Genomic DNA, 20,052 nt, shown 5'->3' on the forward strand with positions numbered 1-20,052 from the left:
CTTACTCCCCAAAATTATAAAAATATTCATTCACTTTGTACTTATAGAAAGATTTTAATGCCGGCGGAACCGTTTTTAAAAGTTCAAGTTCCTTCGTTTTTATACGGTTATACTCGAAAAATTGATTAGGGTTACTATAATCTTTATCTTTTGCTTGGTTCGATTCGCGTTTTTCATCCATTTCTCTCTCTTTCTCAGCCTTTTCCGACTCTAAAAGACGGGTTAAAATTTCTTGCTGGCGCTTCAATGTTTCATCTGAAATGGTCTTGTTTACGAGATCTGTTTCGGTTTGTTCCATTTTTTTCATCATTTCACCAATGCTTCCATCGTTTCCGTTTCCTTCTTTCTTAAGTTCTTCACCATATTGCTGAAGCATACGCCGAAGCGCTTCCTGCTGCGCGGCAAGTTTGGCAAGCTGTTCGCTCGTATTTTGGCCGCCATCAGCCTGTCCAGGTTTCTGACCGGGTTTTTTCCCGCTCTCCATCTGTTTTTTAAGGTCCTCCATCTGCTTATTAAGCTGATCCTGCATTTGTTTCATGGTAGCAGCCGAAGGTTTGTTGCCCGAGCCGGGTTTTTTGCATTTGCCTCCTTTCCCGGGTTTGCTTTTTGCTTGCTGTTGTTGCTGTTGCTGCTGCATTTGCTGAAGCGCTTCCGCCAAAAGCAGTGCAAGATTGTTCACGGAGGTCATCACATACTGCTGGGAGCCGGCTGCAGCTCCTGTGTTACGCGCCTGCAGTGCCGCGAGGGCTTTATCAACATTATCGTTTATCAAATTTATTTCTTTGTTGATAAATGGCTTAATCATTGTTTGCCTCTTACTGAGTGCGAAAAGTGAATCTTCAATCATCTGTAAGTCATTTTCCAGATTTTTTTGCTTGTCCATGATGTCAACGTATTTGGGGTCGTTTACGTTGATTCCTTTGATGCGGCCAATCAGGTCTTCCTGTCTGAAGGAGACTTTGACGAGATTCTGCAAAATAGTACGCAGCGCATTAATGTCTTCTGACTGCTCCTCTCCCTGACTTGCCTCCTGCTCCTGCTGCATTTCGTCGGCAAGTTGTTTTTCCTTGTCTGCTGCATTTTGTTGCGATTCCGAGGCGCTTTTGCGTTTGTTTTTATCGAGGCTATTCTGTGATTTATTCAAATCGTCCTGAATAGAATTTTGTTTATCCTCGGTATTTTTAAGTGTTTTGGGTTCTTCCAGTTCGCTGTTCTTTTTCTGCAGGTCTTCCAGATCTTTTTTGATGTCGTCAAACTTTTTATTCAGGTCATCCTGTTTTTTCTGCAGGTCTTCTTTGTTATTTTTCTCGTCTTTGGTCTGTTCCGACAGGTTTTTCTGTTCCTCTGAGAGTTTATTCAGTTTATCAATAGTTTCAGAAAGCTTTTTATCGAATTCCAGTTGTTTGAACAATTCAAGGTTGCGGTCAAGCTCTTTTTTCATGTCTTCTGAAGACATTTTCATCTTGTCCAGTACATCATTCACCTTGTTTTTATCCAGCTTATCCATCATGTCCTGAAGCTGTTTGAAGAGGTCCTTCATTTCGTCGGTCATAACTTCATTGAACAGTTTTTCGAGCTCCTGTTGTTTTTGCTGAAGCTCGGGATCGCTCTGGTTGAATTGCTGTTCTTTGATGTTATTCTGCTGATTCATTTTTTTCAGATCCTCTACCCTGTTCTGCAGTTGCTGCTGACGGTCAAGAAGGTCTTGTATCTGTTTCTTTTCCTGCCATTCAAGACTTTTCTTTTCCAGCAATTTTTTGTCAAGATCGTCGATTTGTTTTTGGAGCAGTTCGGTTTCTTTGATGGTTTGCTGCAACTCGTCTTTTATCTGGTCGTTGGTTTTTTCGGTTTCTTTTTCAATTTCGTCCTGTGTAGGCGCCTTGAAAGTCATTTTTTGTGAACGCGAAGCTTTTGGACCATTCACGCCGTCGTTGTCCCACACTTCAAAATAATATTCTACTTCTTCACCGGGTTGTACTGAAAGAGTTGACAGGTCAAAGTAATAGTAGAATTCCTGACGGTTCATTCCCGGATTAATGGGTACAGTAAGGAATTCTTCGGCTTTATCGGGATTTGTTTCTTTATCGCCACGATTTATTTTATACTTGAAATTCAGACGTGAAAAACCATAATCGTCTTTTATCATTCCTTTAAAATACAAGTGCTGCAGATACACCGAATCACGGAATTCATCGGCGTTTATAGACGGATATTCATCAGGCACAACATTTATTGTATATTGCAGTGAATCAGGGTTTTTGAAAAACTGGTTGAAGGTGGAAATGGAATATATTTGAGAAAGATATAAGGCCTGCGAAAAATTAAAATAATCAGGAGATTTGGGATCGAGGTTTACTATTTTATCCCGGAAACGGAAGGTGATTTTTTTGGTATCTTTCGTTTTTAAATTCCAGTTAATTACGGTGCCGTAAGGAACCACCAAATCGCCTGAATTTTCAAGGGTTTCATCTTTTTTATTAAGATACTTCGGGTATTTCAGTTCCACTTCAAAGTTTAGCACCATTGGGCGCGGGATAACTCTGAGAGTGTATTCTTTTGATTTAAATCCATCGGCGCTGAACCGGAACCGAACATCTTTCTGAAGATTTTTCAGCGTATAGTGGAAAAGCACGGTATTTTCCTTGTCGAGGCGGTATTCGTTCCCATTTAGTTCAATGAAAATATTTTCAGGAATATTGTCGCCGGTAAGTTTAAGATCAAGCCTGTAATCGTTTTGCTGGATAGCCTCGAGTTTGTTGTTTAGCAGCACGAACTGGAAAGGAGCGGGCTTTTCAAAAAAAGTGTTGTACCGTAACAATCTTCCTGAAGGTCCTGTAATGAGGCCGGGGGAAGCTATCAATAACACGAGTATGATGAGCATTGGCGGCAGAGCAAAACGAAGGTATTTTTTATTTTGCGAAATTTTTATCGCCGTTGTAAAAGGAACCGGCTTAATAAGAATAATCTTTTGATTGATGGCTGCTTCAATCAATGCGGCACCGTCAGGGTTTTCGCCGGATAATTTTTTTAATTGAAGTGTATTGAGCAGGCTGTCTTTAACTTCTGTAAAATATTTTCCGATAATCTCTGATGCCTGCTCGTGCGAGATTGTTTTCCCAATCCGGAAAAGTTTAAGCAGTGGAATTACGATTAGTTTCCCAAGAATTATTGCAGTTACAGAAACGTAGAGCCAGAAAATCACTGCTCTTACAATCGTGCCAAACCATGCAAAATATTCGAGCGTTGTGACGGCGATAAAAAACAGCAGCAGTGTGGAAAGCGTGTACAATACTCCTCTGACAAGCTGATTTCGGTAGTATTTCCGGATGAATTCATCCAGTTTGCTGATAAGAATGTTATAGTTATCGTTCATTTATTAGAATACCTGAGAGTAAAAACGCAAAAATGAGTAAAAAATTACCTGCTTTCCACAATGGTTTACGGCATTTTTCAACAAAAGTTTTTTAGCAACCCGGTTTTATGCGTGAAATAATCGGTTCAATAATGGGCGACACGTCAAAAAAACTGCTAAGTTTGCCATACTGCAAAGGTACGAAATACCCTTGCGCCATCTTTCATTATGTCTTAATAAAATAAATCATGAAAAAGTCACTTATTTGTTTCAGTTTTTGTCTGCTTGCCATGGTAAGCTTTTGCCAGAAAAATCCAAATGCATCTCTTGACGGTAAATGCAACAGGTCGGCCTCATTTAGTAAACATCAGAACCTTGAACTCAGGCAGGGCGGATTGATGGATAAGTATGATGTGAAATTTTATTTTCTTGACATAGACATGGAGCGTACCGACACCTACGTTTCGGGTAATGCAACTACGGTAGCTGTGGTTACAGCTGCGCAGCTGGATACGTTGCAGCTTGAACTGATAGCCTCCTTGAGTGTTGATTCGGTTTTTGTGAACGGCATTCAGCGCCCTTTTCTGCACAATAATGATTTCATTTTAATTCTGCTTCCAGCCCCCGTTATGAGCGGAACAACGGTATCGATGAAGGTTTGGTATCATGGCGATCCGCAGGTAGGCGGAAATTTTTTCTCCGGTATTTCCAATGATTTTTCACCCTCATGGGGGAATCAGGTTACCTGGACATTATCAGAACCTTTCAATGCGTATCAGTGGTGGCCGTGTAAACAATCGCTTACAGATAAAGCAGATTCGGCATGGATTTTTATTACCACAGCGAATACCAACAAGGCAGGCTCAGAAGGCATTCTGACTGGTATTACGAATATGGGTGGCAGTAAATCGAGGTACGAATGGAAAACAAAATATCCGATTGATTATTATCTGATTTCAGGTGCGGTTGCACAGTACGTTGATTACAGCATCTACGCGCATCCGGCAGGCATGACAGATTCAGTTCTTATCCAGAATTACATTTATAATAATCCGGCTACGCTGGCATACTTCAAACATGAAATAGACACGACGGCCCGCTTTCTGGAATTATATTCTGAGCTGTTTGGAATGTACCCATTTACGAATGAAAAATACGGGCATTGCCTGGCACCCATGGGCGGAGGTATGGAGCACCAAACCATGACCACACAAAGTAGTTTTAGTTTTTACTTGACCTGCCATGAGCTTTCGCATCAGTGGTTCGGCGATAAAGTTACCTGTGAAACATGGAGTGATATCTGGGTGAATGAAGGTTTTGCTTCGTATGCCGAGTATTTGGCCGCGCAGTATATGGTAAGCTACAGCGAGGCGCAGTCGCATATGCTTGATGTACACAACAACGTAATGAGCCAGTCGGGCGGAAGTGTTTATGTACCACCTGCTGAAACGGGTGACGAAAACAGAATTTTTGACGGACGACTTACGTATGACAAGGGCTCAGCGATTATTCATACGCTGCGTTTTGAACTTCAGGATGATTCGGTTTTCTTTGATATTCTGAAAAATTACATCAGCCAATATGGCGACAGTGTGGCAACCGGTCTTGATTTTAAGGGTGTTGTAGAGAATACGTCAGGTATGAATTTCGATGATTTTTTTAATCAGTGGTATTTTGGTGAAGGTTATCCCATTTTTGATATTTTCTGGACTCAGTCTAACGATACCGTTTATATGACATCCACTCAAACTACCTCATCCACGACTCCGCTTTTCAAAATGCTGATGCAATACCGGTTTACATTTGCCGGGGGCGATACAAACATTTTTGTGAGGCAAACCACCAATATTGACGATTATAAAATTCCATGCAAAAAACACATTACCGGCATTACAGTTGATCCTGAGAACTGGGTGCTGAACGGTCCGGGAAGTGTTGTCATGTCTACGGGTGATTTGGCAGAGAACGCTGTTGCATTTAATTGTTTCCCCAACCCTTGTAAAGATTATATGGATGTGAGTTTTATAAGTAATGGTCTTGCTAAAAATATTGCGGTTTTTGATCTGGCAGGTCGTTGTGTATCGCAAAACACCATGGTAAACGGAGGGCGTATCAATACCTCAGGATTGGCGTCAGGCGTTTATTTCATTAATGTTACTGAAGGTTACAAAACAAGCAGACTGAAATTTACGAAGTTGTAACAACTTCAATTAATCTTTGAACGTCAGGCGTTTTAACGTGTAACTCTGTTTCCCGGTTTATTTTTGAGCCATTGCAATTATTGCAAATGGATTCATCGTGTATTCCCTAAGTATTGTTATCAAAGCGATGTGTAAAGCATTTACTTATTATTCTTTGTTGATAACATTTAAACGATATGATTCTTAATGCGATACCTTGTGTATATTCCATTGTTGTAAAAATAGGTATTGACTTCGCTTTAAAATTGATGTAAGTTTACGGTGGAATGAGAATTTTCCCTAAACAAATCATATCCCTAACCAAAATCAAATCGTATGAGAAAATTTACTCTGATGATTGTAATCTTGCTATTCGCAGGTTTACAGCTAGTGCTTGCACAGCAAAAAACGATTTCCGGTAAAGTTACCAGCAAGGAGGATGGAACCACGCTGCCGGGAGTAACCGTAATGGTAAAAGGAACCACCATAGGAACGGTTACCGACATTAACGGAAAGTACACCCTCACTATTCCTGTAAAGACAACAACACTCGTGTTTTCTTTTGTTGGAATGAAAACGCAGGAGGTTGCTACCTCAGAAGCAAACTCGTATGATGTAATTCTTGAAAGCGACGTGATGAACATTGAAGGTGTTGTTGTGACTGCAATAGGCATCTCGCGCGAGACCAAGGCACTTGGTTATTCGGTGCAGTCGGTGGGTTCAGACCAGCTCGAGAAATCGAATAATACCAATGTGTTCAACGACCTCAATGGAAAAGTGGCCGGTGTTAATGTTACCAGCGGTTCAGGTGCTGCAGGCGGTGCCACCTATTTCACTATTCGTGGCGCCCAATCACTCGGTGGAGATAACCAGCCATTAGTGGTTGTTGACGGCGTTCCTATTGATAATTCGCAGTATTATTCGGGCAATCCCGATGCCGGAAGTAATAATCTTACCGAAGGAGTCGCATACTCGAATCGTGGCATAGACATCAATCCCGACGATATTGCTTCAGTAACTGTTCTGAAAGGCGGTGCTGCAACGGCTCTGTATGGACTTCGGGCAGCAAATGGCGTTGTGATAATTACCACTAAAAAAGGCGAAACGGCAAAAACAGGAAACAACTATGCTGTTAGTTTTTCAACATCGATTTCCATTGATAAAGTTAACAAGCTGCCTGAAATGCAGAATAAATGGGGGCAAGGTATAAATGGAAAATGGAAGGGTCCGGAAACGGCGAACCGTAATTCATGGGGACCACGCCTCGACACGTGTTCGTATTCCGACGGACCGCTTTCTGCGGCGCAGGATCCCTATGGTCTCGGTTATTATAACTGGGATAAAAACGGCCTGATAGTCAGTAAAAATGACCCGACAGCCAATGGTAAGGAAGTTAAAACATACGATAACCTCAATAATTTTTTCAAAACGGGTTATACTTACAACAACGCACTGAATATTTCAGGCGGAAATCCGGGCGCCACATATTATCTGTCGCTTTCAAACAATCATTCGGACGGGATTGTTCCGAACAACACTTTTGACAGGACGACTGTTAAAATTGCCGGAGAGACCAAGCTTTCTTCAAAATTTGTGACATCTGGAAGTGTGAATTATATTAAATCCGGCGGTAACAGGCTGCAGCAGGGATCAAACCTGTCGGGTGTTATGCTTGGTTTGCTGAGGACACCGGCCACGTTTGACAACGCTAATGGCTATGATGATCCAGTTGGTACAAAAGACGCGTATATGTTCCCCGACGGACAGCAACGCAGCTTCAGGGGTTATGGCATCTATGACAATCCTTACTGGACTGTGAATATGAATAAATTTAAAGATGATGTGAACCGTATGCTGGGGAACTTCCAGATTACATATCTTCCTGTTAAATGGCTCAATATAACATATCGTCTTGGCAATGACTTTTATTCGGACAGGCGGAAAGCATATTATGCCATTAATTCCTCGCAGTATTCAGCCGGCCAGGTTTTCGAAGACCAGCATTTTAACCGTGATATCAACAGCGACCTTATCGCAACGGTTAAACAAGACATTACTAAAGACATAAAAGTGGATGCAACCATCGGACAAAACCTTTTCCAATCGTATCATCAGCAGGTTTATGTTGAAGGAAACCAGCTTGCACAGCCCGAATTCTACCAGTTATCCAATGCGTCTTCGATAATTTCACGTGAACGCCAGGATAAGAAAAGGACCTCTGCTATTTATGCTGATTTGGGCATTTCATACCAAAGCCTGCTCTTCCTGAATGTAACCGGAAGAAACGAGTGGTCAACCACGCTTCCTGCAGATAAGAATTCATTCTTCTTCCCCTCTGCAAGTCTTGGTTTTGTGTTCACTGAAATTGGAGGGCTCAAAGAAAACAAAGTGCTTCCATTCGGTAAACTTCGTGTTTCATACGCCGTTATTGCAAACGATGCGTCAATCTATGGCACGTACAACTATTTCGCACCAACAGCATATGGCGATGGATGGACAAGTGGTATTTCTTTTCCTTTTGCAGGATATACCGGATATATGGACGACAACGGACTGGGCAACACCGGACTGAAGCCGGAGAAAATGAAGTCTCTGGAGCTGGGTTGCGACTTAAGGTTCCTGAACAACAGGATTGGTCTTGACTTTACCTGGTATAACAATCATAACACAGATCTAATCCTCTGGGTGCCTCTAGCCGGTTCTTCTGGTTATACTGATAAACTGATGAATGCAGGAGAAATGAAGAATACGGGTGTGGAGATTATGGGAACCATCGTTCCGGTTAAGACAAAGAAATTTGACTGGACCATTGTTGTGAATTTCACCAAAAACAAGAATGAGGTTGTAAAACTTGCCGATGGAGTTGAAAATGTTGGTCTGGGTGGTTTTACAGGTGCCGAGATTCGCGCAGTAGTTGGTAAACCCTATGGTTCAATTTTCGGAACTACATGGGTAAAAGACGGCAATGGAAACGTTGTTATCAATGATGATCCTACAGATCCCAATTATGGATATCCCATTATGAGCGACAAAGAAGATTTCCTCGGAACGGTAATGCCAGACTGGACCATGGGTATCACTAATACCGTTACCTATTCTGGTGTATCATTATCATTTTTGCTTGATATCAAAAAAGGTGGTATGATGTGGAATGGTACTAAAGGGATTATGTATGCGCTCGGAACACATAAGGATACTGAAGACCGTGAAACCAAAGATTACGTATTTGACGGCGTACTCGGACATCTGGATTCAGATGGAAATCTTGTAAGCAACAACGGTTTTGCAACAAACGGACTGCAAGTGGCCAAAGACCAGAGCTGGTATAATGGCCTTGGTGGAGGCTTTGGAGGACCATCAGGACAGTTTGTTGAAAAAGCCAATTGGGTTCGTCTACGGGAAGTGAGCCTTTCATATAATCTGAATTCAAAATGGTTCCGTAAATGCTTTATTAAAGGCATGGATGTTTATTTCACCGGACGGAACCTGTTACTCTGGACTCCTTACACCGGTATCGATCCGGAAACCAACCTTTACGGGGCCGACAATGCTCAAGGTATTGATTATTTCAATATGCCCAATACCAAGACTTACACCTTTGGCCTGAAAGTTAATATCTAAGAAAAATTGTTAAACCGTAAAACAGACACGATATGAAAAAGATAAAAGTAATAGGAGTCATGATTTTATTGACACTACTTGTGACATCCTGTAAAAAGTGGATAGATCCTGCAATCAACAAGGATCCTAGTAAACCTACTGATGTGACGATGGCGCTCTTGTTGCCTTCGGCACAGACTGGCTTAGGCTATGCCGTGGGCGGAGATGTTAAATATGCCGCATCCGAATGGATGCAGCAGATGGCCGGTGGTGCAAACCAGCCTCTTGCGTATGATCGATACGTGATTACGCAGAGCGACGTGGACAACGCCTGGAAATGGGCGATGTACGCCGGTTGTATGAAAGACATGGCCGACATCATTAAAAAAGCCGAAGAAAAGAAAGCTCCCTGGTACGGTGGTATAGGCAAAGTGCTGATGGCCTATTCTATTGGCGTTATGACGGATTTGTGGAATGATGTGCCTTACTCAAAAGCGTTTCAGGGCGACGCCGATCTTACTCCTGCGTATGATTCACAGGCAGAAGTCTATGCGGCAATAAACACGCTGCTGGACGGAGCGATTGCAGATCTAGGTCAGCCATCTTCGGCAAACCTTTACTGGCCCGGTGGTGAAGACTTTATTTATGGGGGCGATCCTTCCATGTGGACAATGGCTGCATATAGCCTGAAAGCCCGCTTTGCGATTCATCTGGCAAAACGTAACGGTTCTGCCGCCTACACCGACGCATTAACGGCTCTTGCAAATGGTTTTACAGGAAACTCAGATGACATGTCGGTTCCTTTTGGCACTGCATACAATGAGCAAAACCCGATGTTCCAGTTCTCAGACCAAAGACCGGGCGACATTGTAGTAGGCGCCTATCTGGTGGATTCTATGATTGCACATGCCGATCCAAGACTTCCGCTGTTTGTTGATACTACCGGCGGTGCAGTAGGCTCACATGCAGGTCAGGGCGAAGGGGCTTCATTATGGGGCCCGTATTATGCATCAGACAATTCTCCTGTCCCTCTCATTTCTTATGTAGAGCTGAAATTCATTGAGGCAGAAGCAAAATTACAGACGGGTGATGCTCCCGGAGCTGCAATAGCACATAATGAAGCTGTTGCCGCATCTCTATCTAAATTCGGGCTGACCGATCCGGCGTACATTGCCGCTTATGGTAGTGAAACAGGTGCATCCATCACGCTCGAGAAAATTATCACACAGAAATATTTTGCATTATGCTACCAGATTGAGGTTTATAATGATTATCGCAGAACCGGGTACCCGGTACTCGTGCCTGCAACGAATGGTGTGATATCATTTATCCCCAAACGTTACCCTTATCCAACCTCAGAACGCTTATACAATGGCGACAATTGCCCTGATGTAAACATCAGTACCAAAGTATGGTGGGATAACTAAAATCTAAATTTTTGTTAAAAGGCGGCAAATCAATAAGTTTGCCGCCTTTTTCATTTTATACCGATATAAAAAATATCCTATATTTTTCGGGGTTCGAATGATAAAACCTGTAATTTTGTTCCCGGATTAACAAACAAAAAATCTCTATGGCTAAAAAGAATAATGTTGTTCAGAAAGAAGACATTGTTGTCAAGTTTGTTGGCGATTCCGGCGACGGGATGCAGCTTACAGGAACACTTTTCTCAGATACTGCCGCCCTTGAAGGGAAAGATCTCGCAACGTTCCCCGACTATCCTGCAGAAATCAGGGCTCCGCATAATACAGTTGCAGGGGTTTCAGGTTTCCAGGTTCACTTCGGTAAGAGGGTTTATTCTTCCGGAGATATGTGCGATGTGCTGGTTGCGATGAATCCCGCATCGCTCAAAGCAAATTTGAAATGGGCGAAAAAAGGCGCCACAATCATTGTTGATACCGACGCTTTCGAAGCTAAATCAATTGAAAAAGCAGGCTATAAAGTCAGCCCTTTTGACGAGCCAAGCATCAGCAGCTACAACCTGATAAAAGCCCCGATAACCTCAATGACCAAAGGCGCATTGGCGGAATTAAAAATGGATACTAAATCAGCGGATAAAACAAAGAACATGTTTGCGCTCGGCATCATGTACTTCATGTTTGGCTGGGATATGGAAAAAACATTTGCTTCTTTTGAGAAAAAATTCAAGAAAAAACCACAATTTATAGAAGCAAATAAAACGGTTTTGAAAGCGGGTTACAGCTATGCTGAAACTATTGAAGCGCTTGCTTCTACAATAGAGACTCCTGCTGCAAAACTTGAAAAAGGAACGTATAGAAATATTACCGGAAATATTGCCACGGCATGGGGATTTCTTGCCGCAGCCGAACGCTCGGGCAGACCATTATTTTTAGGCTCATATCCCATCACTCCCGCTACTGAAATCATGATGGAGCTGGCGAAGCATAAATCGCTTGGTGCAAAAGTATTTCAGGCGGAGGATGAAATTGCAGGTATTTGTTCTGCGATAGGAGCCTCATACACCGGAGCTATGGCGTTAACCACCACTTCAGGTCCCGGACTGTCGCTGAAAAGCGAAGCCATTGGTCTTGCTGTGATGACGGAACTTCCGTTGGTTATTGTCAATGTTCAGCGTGGCGGACCTTCAACCGGACTTCCTACAAAATCGGAACAAAGCGATTTAATGCAGGCACTGTATGGCCGCAACGGCGAGTGTCCGGTTATCGTTATGGCAGCATCAACACCTTCGAATTGTTTTTATTACGCGTATGAAGCGGCAAAATTATCGATGGAGCATATGACGCCTGTAATTCTGCTTACCGATGGCTATCTGGGCATGGGTTCAGAATTGTTCCGGATACCGAAAGTAAAAGATTTGCCTTCCATCACACCTCCTATTGCCAAAGCTAATGACCCTGATTATAAGCCATATGCCAGAGACCCGGAAACATTAGTTCGCAAGTGGGCAATCCCCGGCACCGAAGGCCTTAGGCACAGGGTCGGAGGTTTGGAGAAAGAAGATGTTATCGGAAATGTTTCCACTGACCCGATGAATCATCAGATAATGACCGATTATCGTTGGAATAAAGTTCAGAAAGTGGCAGATTTCATTGCTGAGCAAACAGTAAGCGGGCCTCCAGAAGGCGACTTGTTGGTAATAAGCTGGGGTGGAACATACGGTGCGGTACTGTCATCGGTACTTGATGCACAGGCAAAGGGATTAAGTGTTAGTCACGCGCATTTTAATTACATCATGCCTCTGCCAAAAAATACGGAGAAGATTCTGAGTTCCTATAAAAAGATTGTCGTATGTGAATTGAATGCAGGGCAGTTTGTTCAGTACCTGAAAATTTGCTTCCCGCAATTCCGTTACGAACAGTTCAACAAAGTACAGGGCTTGCCTTTTATGGTGAATGAATTAATTGATAATTACACTGAAATTTTAAAGGAGAAATAACCATGGCCGAGAATTTAACTGTTGAACGCTCAAGGACTCCGCTGACGAAAGAAGATTTTGTCAGCGACCAGATGGTGAAATGGTGCCCCGGATGCGGTGCTCACGCCATACTTTCATCCATTGCCAATGTGTTTCCCAAGATAGGCTATCGTAAAGAGAATTTCTGCGTAGTATCCGGAATTGGCTGTTCATCGCGATTTCCCTACTACGTAAATACTTACGGTATTCACGGTATTCATGGACGGGCGAATCCGATTGCTACCGGTGTGAAAATAGCCAACCCGCATTTAAGTGTCTGGGTAGCTACCGGCGACGGCGATTCCATGGCTATCGGAGGAAATCATTTTATTCATATTATCCGTCGTAATGTTGACTTGAATATTTTGCTGTTCAATAACCAGATATACGGTCTTACCAAGGGACAGTATTCTCCAACCACTCCCATGGGAACCGTTACGAAGACATCGCCTCAGGGAACCATTGAACATCCATTCAATTGCGGAGAGCTGGTTTTGGGTGCTCAGGGAACGTTTTTTGCACGGGCTGTTGACACTAATCCTAAAGTGATGAATGCGGTTATGATGGAAGCAGCCAAACATGATGGCACTTCCGTGATAGAAATTCTTCAGAACTGTGTTATTTTTGCTGATAAAACCCACGATATAATTACTTCAAAAGATCTTCGTGACGACCATCAGCTGCACCTTATCAACGGAGAGCCGATGCTTTTTGGCAAGGATAAGGACAAAGGCATTAAACTGGGTGTTGCAGGGCTTGAAGTAGTGAAACTGGGCGAGAACGGCATCACTGAAAAAGATATTCTTGTTCACGACCCTTATTTGCAGGATCCCGGTATTCACCTGATGGTTGCAAAGATGCAGCCGCCTCATTTCCCGGTGGCTTTGGGCGTTATCCGCTCGGCAATGTTCCCCACATACGACGATATGGTTGAAGAGCAGATTACCTACGCCAAGAAAACAGAAAAGATAAAATGTGTGGACGACCTGCTGCAAAGCGGCGATACGTGGGAGATAAATTAGTAATGTACAATGAATAATTAATAATGAACAATTTTGGAACAGTGAGATGTTAGTCAGTTGGAAACAATTCGCTACATTTGCACCCTGAATAAAAATTGTTCTTTGCCCGAGTGGCGGAATTGGTAGACGCGCTGGTCTCAAAAACCAGTGAGGTTACACTCGTGCCGGTTCGATCCCGGCCTCGGGTACTTCTCAAGTAGTTAGTATTCAGTAGAAAGTATTGAGTACAAAAAAGAGGCTGTCCTTTTGAGACAGCCTTTTCCTTTTATAATTGCGTGATAATTTCGTAAAGATTAACCCTTTGGCATAATCTTGAGTTTTTGTCCGGGCTGTATTACGTAGTGACTGCCCAGGTTATTCAGCTTTTTAATATCGTCAATGGAGACACCCGGATATTTGCTTGCGATGCTCCACAGGCTGTCACCACGCTGCACGGTATGATATACAAACTTGGACGTTGGTGAAGTAGTGGTTGTTTTCTTTTCGACAACCGGTGTGTTATTGTCTGCTGTGGTAGTTTTATTGTCTGTGGTCGTTGTTTTATTGGCCGCCGGAGTGGTTGATTTATTAGCAGCCGGAGACGTTGTTTTAGCCGTTGTTTTTGGCTTTGGTTGTGCGGCGGCGGTTTTTGCATTCAAAACGGCAAGTTCTTCTTTAGACCTGTATGCTGCGATGCCTTTTTCGTTGTTGATAAAGTCGGCCATGTATGATCTCGGAAGTCTTAGAACATAAGGATTTTCAATTGTTGCAGGAATGACACCTTTTTTATATGCCGGATTTAAAAACTGTACCGTTTCTAAAGGCAAACAGAGAAATGCTGATATCTGACCAAATGAAATTGATTCGCGGATAACAACAGTATCAATATCACAATGCATTACAGAAGGTGGTGTAGGATAAATATTATGCTCTGTGGCGTAAGTCATGGCATAACAAACGGCAATAAAGGCGGGCACATAATTCTGCGTTTCACGAGGCAGAAAATCTTTTATACGCCAATAGCTCACCAATGCATTTGAGTCGAGCCCTGCATTGCGTATAGCTCTGTTTACGCATCCTGCACCGGCGTTGTATGCTGCCAGTACCAATGCCCAGTCGTGATAGATATTATAAAGATCTGCAAGATGGCGTGATGCGGCGACGGTTGATTTATACGGGTCGAAACGGTCGTCAACATAAGATGTAACCCCGAGGTTATAAAGTTTTCCTGTTCCCAGCATAAACTGCCACAGTCCGCTTGCGCCCACCCTTGAGCGTGCGATTGGATTCAGCGCCGATTCAATAATGGGGAGGTATTTGAGCTCCATCGGAACATCATTGATCTCAAGCTGTTCTTCGAATATCGGGAAATAGATTTGCGCCATACCCAACATTCTCGAAAGCAGTTTGCGCCGTTTAACCGTGTACAGGTCAATGAATGCCCGAACCTGGTCGTTGTAAATAAATTCGAAGGGCGTACTTGCCGACATCTCCTTTATTCTGGCACGATACACTGAATCGGGATAAACAGGCACGGAATCCGCAGGGAAATTGTACTTGTTGAGTTTGGAGATATCAGTGGTAAACGCCGTGTTGGTAAAGAATTTTAGCGTTGCAAGACTGTCGAGCTGAGCAGCAATAGGATTGTCTTTTAAAAACGCTTTTTCTTTATCTGTAACTGTATCCTGCGGTGCTGAGAACACTGAACTCAGCGGCAGTAAAACAGCCGGAACAAGGAGAAAAAATATTTTCTTCAGATGCTTCATTAGTAAAATTTCAGTCAGTCCACCTCAAATCAAAACGGTGGAAATTAGTCCCATAATGTACAAATGTAAAAATTATTTTCTTAAAAACAAGCATCCGGACCTGCTTTTAAACACATCCGGATGTTAATAAGTTGATTAAAAGGAAGATGCGCCGCTACTTCGTCTCGGCAATGTAGGTGTCAATGAATTCGCGCACACAGCCCTTGCCGCCTTTGGTGCTGAGTATCAGGCTGACAGCGGCTTTTACAGCAGGCACGGCGTCGGATGGGCAGGCACTGAGTCCTACGTTTTGAATCACCGTAAGGTCATTGATATCATCGCCGATATATGCCACATTTTCCAGATGGATGTTCATCTCAGAACACCATTTTTGAAGCACTTCCAATTTTTTCCAGGTTCCTACATACACCTTCTGAACTCCAAGCAGGGCAGCACGGCTTTCGATTATTTTTCCGTTGATTCCCGAGCTGATAAATGCTACAGGAATTCCAGATGCGGTAAGTGTTTTTATCGCAAGCCCGTCCTTGGCATTGAATTTTTTAAACTCATCGCCGGTTTGGGTAACGAACATGCCGCCGTCGGTCAGCACGCCATCAATATCCAGAGCAAGCATTTTAAAATCAAATCCCGAAAGAAGTTCTCCTGACTTTTCAAGGTCTTCGGTCAGTATTCTTCCGACAGGATAATCAAGTGCCGCAGCCAATTTTACTATCTGCTCACAGTCGGGCATCAGAATATTATTTTCAATCTGTACGATGATGCCTTCGCCAATACCGGCGCGACGTGCAAGTTCCTGAAGATCTATTTTCAGGCGTTTTCGCAGTATGCGGATATTTTTTCCTGCAGGAATCATATTATAGTCTTGTTTAAGGCCGTGGCAATGGCATTCAGCCGTTCAAAGAGTTTTGTGAACTGCTCATGAGTGAGTTGTTGCGATGCGTCTGAAAGTGCTACTGAAGGGTTGGGATGTACCTCAATCAGCAAACCGTCAACATCCATCGCCATGCAAGCGCAGGCAAGATCGGGCACGCCATAAGCATAGCCCATGGCATGGCTGGGGTCGAGTACAACAGGAAGGTTTGTATATTCTTTCAGATAAGCGGCGCCACAAAGATCTAACGTGAATCGAGTTTTGGTTTCGAAGGTGCGAATGCCGCGTTCGCACAGGATTACGTTTTCATTGCCTCCTGAAAGGATGAATTCTGCCGCCTGCACAAATTCCTGCAGCGTGCTTCCGAAACCCCGTTTAAGTAAAATAGGTTTATTCGTTTTACCGCATTTGCGTAAAATACCGTGGTCGTACATGGATTTTGCGCCAACCTGTATCATGTCGGCGTATTCTATAACCGCATCTGCATGGGTAGAGTCGCGTACTTCGGTAATGATTGCCAGGCCGTACTTCTCGCGTATACCTGCAAGTAATTTCAGTCCTTCGATGCCCATTCCCTGAAAGGTATAGGGCGAAGTACGCGGCTTGTAGGCTCCGGCACGCAGGGTGTTCAATCCAAGTTTTTTGATGAGCTGCGCTGTCACTTCCAATTGTTCTTCCGATTCAACCGAGCATGGACCAATGGCTATAAGCGTATTGCCCGTGCTGCCTCCTGTGTTGAGATTGCCAACTTTCACAGTGCGTGTTTCTGACCTATAGCTGCGCGATGAGAGCTGCATGTCGGTTTCCGTCACAAAAATGGCTTCAACAAACGCCGTATGTTTTTCATCTATGGTCTTAAAGCGCGAAGGTGTAACGAGTAGGGTGCGACCTTCTGAAGCGAGGGTAACGGCTTCGTAAAATGCCGCCATAGTATCCGCGGTTTTCTTATCGGTTGTATTTTTCAGGTGCAATATCATGATTCGCCTTTAATCAGGTTGTTGAATTTTATGGTTCCGGTGATTTTATTATTTTTATCTACAACGGGCAGAAATAGCACGGGGAAGTTCAGCTTATTAATATATTCAAGTACTTCGGTTACTGTGTTGTCTTCACAGACGAGGGCAGGGGAGCGGTTAATCAGCGATGACGCCTGTATATTGTTCAGGTCGCCGTAATGCCGGATAAGTGCTTTACGCACATCGGCATTGGAAATAATGCCGAGCATGAATCCCATTTCATCAACCACATTGGTAAATCCCATGCGGTATGCTTCAATCTTAGTCAGCACATCCAGAAAATTAAAATTACCGTTTGCCGTGATAACGGGAATTTCGTCACCTTCGAGCATGAAATCGCGTATGCAGTAATGCGATTCTATATCGTTGCTTTGCAGACGCAGCAGGGCGGAGCCAATGAAATCACCTTTAAAAAGGTAGGAGCCGATAACGGCAACATTAACCCCCATATTTCTAAGGATGAACGATAATTCTTCGTTGATACCGCCGTCAACATGAATGTCTTTGTCGGGGAAGTCGGCTCTGAACTGCCTTATTTTCCTGAAGTTTTGCTTATCGAAACGGCCACCGCTCACTCCCGGCGTAGTGGTCATGAAAAGTATAAACGAAAAACAGCGGCTGTACTGCTCAAATATGCTGACCGGCGTTTCTGATGTGATTGCTAAACCCAAATGAGTATTAAGGTGTACAGGCGGGATGAATCCCGGGATGAGATTTTCGAACTGAAGTGTCACTTTTTCAATGCCTAATTCTACTATTTTATCGTAGAATAGTTCGGGCTCAGCTGTGATAAGATGCAGGTCAATAGGCGTTTTGCTGATATTGCGAATACTTCGGATATCTTCAAAAACATTCAGGTCGTTGTTACAGTCAATATGAAAGTAATCAACGCGGTGGTCGTCCAGTTCGCGTATGAGATTTTCGAGGGTTTTGTCTTTACTTGAATATATTGATGCTGAAATTTTCACGCCTTTACACTGCTTTTGCTGCAAAGCTACAACTTTTTAGGAACTTCGGAATTATAAGGGCGCCGTGACCTTAAAACAGCGCGATGTATTGCAGGCAACTCTTCTCGGCAACATGTCTAACTTAATGGTATTGAATAATGACCACTCTATTCGATGATGAATTTTCCGCTTCCGCGGATGTTGTTTTTTTCAATAATCTGAAAATAATACAATCCCGGCACAAGTTTTTTTCTTTCAATAACAACATTGTCTGAGGTAATATTTTCAATGGCATCAATCATTACGCCCAATACATTATAGATGGCAATTCGTGTAATGTTATTTTCGGGATTACTGAATTTTATGGTCGCTGAGTTACTGAACGGATTCGGGGAAATGGTGATTGCTTCGATTGCATTATTTTTAATTGGATGCACATCGCTTTCGGAAAAGCACTGTCCATAAAATCCACTGATAAAATTGGGGATACTTGCTACACTTTTTCGCCCGGCAAGATTAAATCCGCCGACCACGAAATCACATAAAGTGTCAGGAGTATTAGGCGAGTTAATTACGTCCAGCGCCAGATTTGGCCCGTTATTCTGGACGTGGTAAATCTTGCCGTCAGGTCCAAGTTGCATGGGTGCATATGGGTGTGCAATATCATGAATTGCCCGGGCGCTTGCCGCAATATCGGCGGCATTCAAATCGAACTGATAAATTTTACTGTCGGGCGGGTCGTTTGATGTTGTATAAAAATAACGACAATTCGATGAAAACGCGCAGCCCCAGGATGTTTTGTTTAAATCTTTGTATGCTGACAAGATTCCGGTTGAGGCATCGAAATCGAATAACATCGTTTTATACGTCACGCAATACCCGATTTTTGTTCCGTCAATTGTTGACATCATTTGGCCACCGTTTACCGAAACCGGCATTCCAATATCCGAAATCACCGGCGCCTGTATTCCTGTCGGAGTTATTCTGTATGCGTAAAATGAAGAGTTATACAGTTTATGAATAATCACCCAGTAATCTGTATTGTTCGTATGTTTAATCCCACAAATGGATTCCGCAACCGAATCAAGTATTTTTATACCTTTAGTTGTTACATCTCCCAGACCGCCATCCAGTGCCATATCCACAACTGAGTACCTGAAACCTCCCATCATCTGGTTTTCTTGACAATCAGTAGTGAACACATAAAACAACCCTGGATTTTCCGGCCAGGGAACAATGAGTGATGATTGTACCGAACTATTGCACCCGCCGGCACTGTCAAGCGAACCGTTGGGCATCAGCCAATGATTTCTGTTCCAGATACCGCCGTGAAACATGCCGGACCAGTACTGAAACTTTCCACCATTCGTATAAAAAAGCAATTGTCCTGATGTATCTGAAATCACCGCCGTTCCTTCAAAGGAATCCATGCTGTCATTAGTCAAAGCAACGGCCGTTCCTGAATTAAAATCAATTCCGGCTTTTTCGCCGAAGTACCAAATATTATTCTGCTTTTGTGCGAATGAGTGCAACGAACCAAATAGGAAAATAATACTAAGAAAGAGTCTGGTCATAATAAGTGTTGTTTGAAAGGTGATATTTATCAGTTTCTGCAGGAGGCATTTTTTTTCACATACATAGGTTCCTGCAGAACTCATTTTTTTACCTGATTCCGCAAATATATAGCAGTTTCCTGACAATGTAATTATTTCAGTTTTTTGAAAACGAACTACTTGCCCGAAACTTAATTTTGGCTTAGCGGGTAAATACTAATTCGTTGCCTCGAGAGGGCAATTTTTATTTATCAAGATAGCCAGTGTATAATTTTATTTTTAATCACTATTGTCCGATAAAAATACAGAATATTATTTTGCAAACCGCAA

Annotated in this window: 11 protein-coding genes and 1 tRNA gene; 6 read left to right on the forward strand and 6 right to left on the reverse strand. The window is 43.0% G+C overall.

The annotated features are described in order from the left end of the window. Position 1: 1 nt before the first annotated feature. Complete coding sequence (locus tag WCM76_08175; GenBank protein ID MEI6765604.1) at positions 2 to 3,373, reverse strand: DUF4175 family protein; 3,372 nt, start codon at positions 3,371 to 3,373, stop codon at positions 2 to 4. A 227-nt stretch (positions 3,374 to 3,600) separates the two neighbouring features. Here WCM76_08175 and WCM76_08180 point away from each other — a divergent pair, with 227 nt between their 5' ends. The 6 genes from WCM76_08180 (at position 3,601) to WCM76_08205 (ending at position 13,778) form a co-directional block, all read left to right on the forward strand. Beyond that, positions 3,601 to 5,553 (forward strand): M1 family aminopeptidase, encoded by a 1,953-nt coding sequence (locus tag WCM76_08180; GenBank protein MEI6765605.1) that lies wholly within the window; start codon positions 3,601 to 3,603, stop codon positions 5,551 to 5,553. Positions 5,554 to 5,868: 315 nt separating this feature from the next. Then, positions 5,869 to 9,153 (forward strand): SusC/RagA family TonB-linked outer membrane protein, encoded by a 3,285-nt coding sequence (locus WCM76_08185; GenBank protein ID MEI6765606.1) that lies wholly within the window; start codon positions 5,869 to 5,871, stop codon positions 9,151 to 9,153. A gap of 32 nt (positions 9,154 to 9,185) precedes the next feature. Beyond that, positions 9,186 to 10,559 (forward strand): SusD/RagB family nutrient-binding outer membrane lipoprotein, encoded by a 1,374-nt coding sequence (locus WCM76_08190; protein MEI6765607.1) that lies wholly within the window; start codon positions 9,186 to 9,188, stop codon positions 10,557 to 10,559. Positions 10,560 to 10,705: 146 nt separating this feature from the next. Further along, positions 10,706 to 12,550, forward strand: coding sequence for a 2-oxoacid:acceptor oxidoreductase subunit alpha (locus WCM76_08195; protein MEI6765608.1), 1,845 nt, complete (start codon positions 10,706 to 10,708; stop codon positions 12,548 to 12,550). A gap of 2 nt (positions 12,551 to 12,552) precedes the next feature. Next, positions 12,553 to 13,590 (forward strand): 2-oxoacid:ferredoxin oxidoreductase subunit beta, encoded by a 1,038-nt coding sequence (locus WCM76_08200; protein MEI6765609.1) that lies wholly within the window; start codon positions 12,553 to 12,555, stop codon positions 13,588 to 13,590. Between the two features lie 104 nt (positions 13,591 to 13,694). After that, positions 13,695 to 13,778 (forward strand) — tRNA-Leu (locus tag WCM76_08205). Between the two features lie 105 nt (positions 13,779 to 13,883). Here the strand turns inward: WCM76_08205 and WCM76_08210 are convergent. From WCM76_08210 to WCM76_08230, 5 genes are all read right to left on the reverse strand, one after another. Continuing rightward, a complete protein-coding gene (locus WCM76_08210) occupies positions 13,884 to 15,335 on the reverse strand; it encodes a transglycosylase SLT domain-containing protein (protein MEI6765610.1) in 1,452 nt (483 codons plus the stop codon). 154 nt (positions 15,336 to 15,489) lie between these two features. After that, positions 15,490 to 16,188 carry an HAD-IIIA family hydrolase gene (locus WCM76_08215; GenBank protein ID MEI6765611.1) on the reverse strand — a complete coding sequence of 233 codons (699 nt, stop codon included), beginning with the start codon at positions 16,186 to 16,188 and terminating at the stop codon, positions 15,490 to 15,492. Continuing rightward, a complete protein-coding gene (aroF, locus tag WCM76_08220; GenBank protein MEI6765612.1) occupies positions 16,185 to 17,183 on the reverse strand; it encodes a 3-deoxy-7-phosphoheptulonate synthase in 999 nt (332 codons plus the stop codon). The genes WCM76_08215 and aroF overlap by 4 nt, the downstream gene beginning before the upstream one ends. Next, a complete protein-coding gene (locus WCM76_08225; protein ID MEI6765613.1) occupies positions 17,180 to 18,190 on the reverse strand; it encodes a CBS domain-containing protein in 1,011 nt (336 codons plus the stop codon). The genes aroF and WCM76_08225 overlap by 4 nt, the downstream gene beginning before the upstream one ends. A 146-nt stretch (positions 18,191 to 18,336) precedes the next feature. Further along, a complete protein-coding gene (locus WCM76_08230; protein ID MEI6765614.1) occupies positions 18,337 to 19,743 on the reverse strand; it encodes a T9SS type A sorting domain-containing protein in 1,407 nt (468 codons plus the stop codon). Positions 19,744 to 20,052 lie beyond the last annotated feature (309 nt).

Source organism: Bacteroidota bacterium (assembly GCA_037133915.1).
Lineage (GTDB): Bacteria > Bacteroidota > Bacteroidia > Bacteroidales > CAIWKO01 > JBAXND01.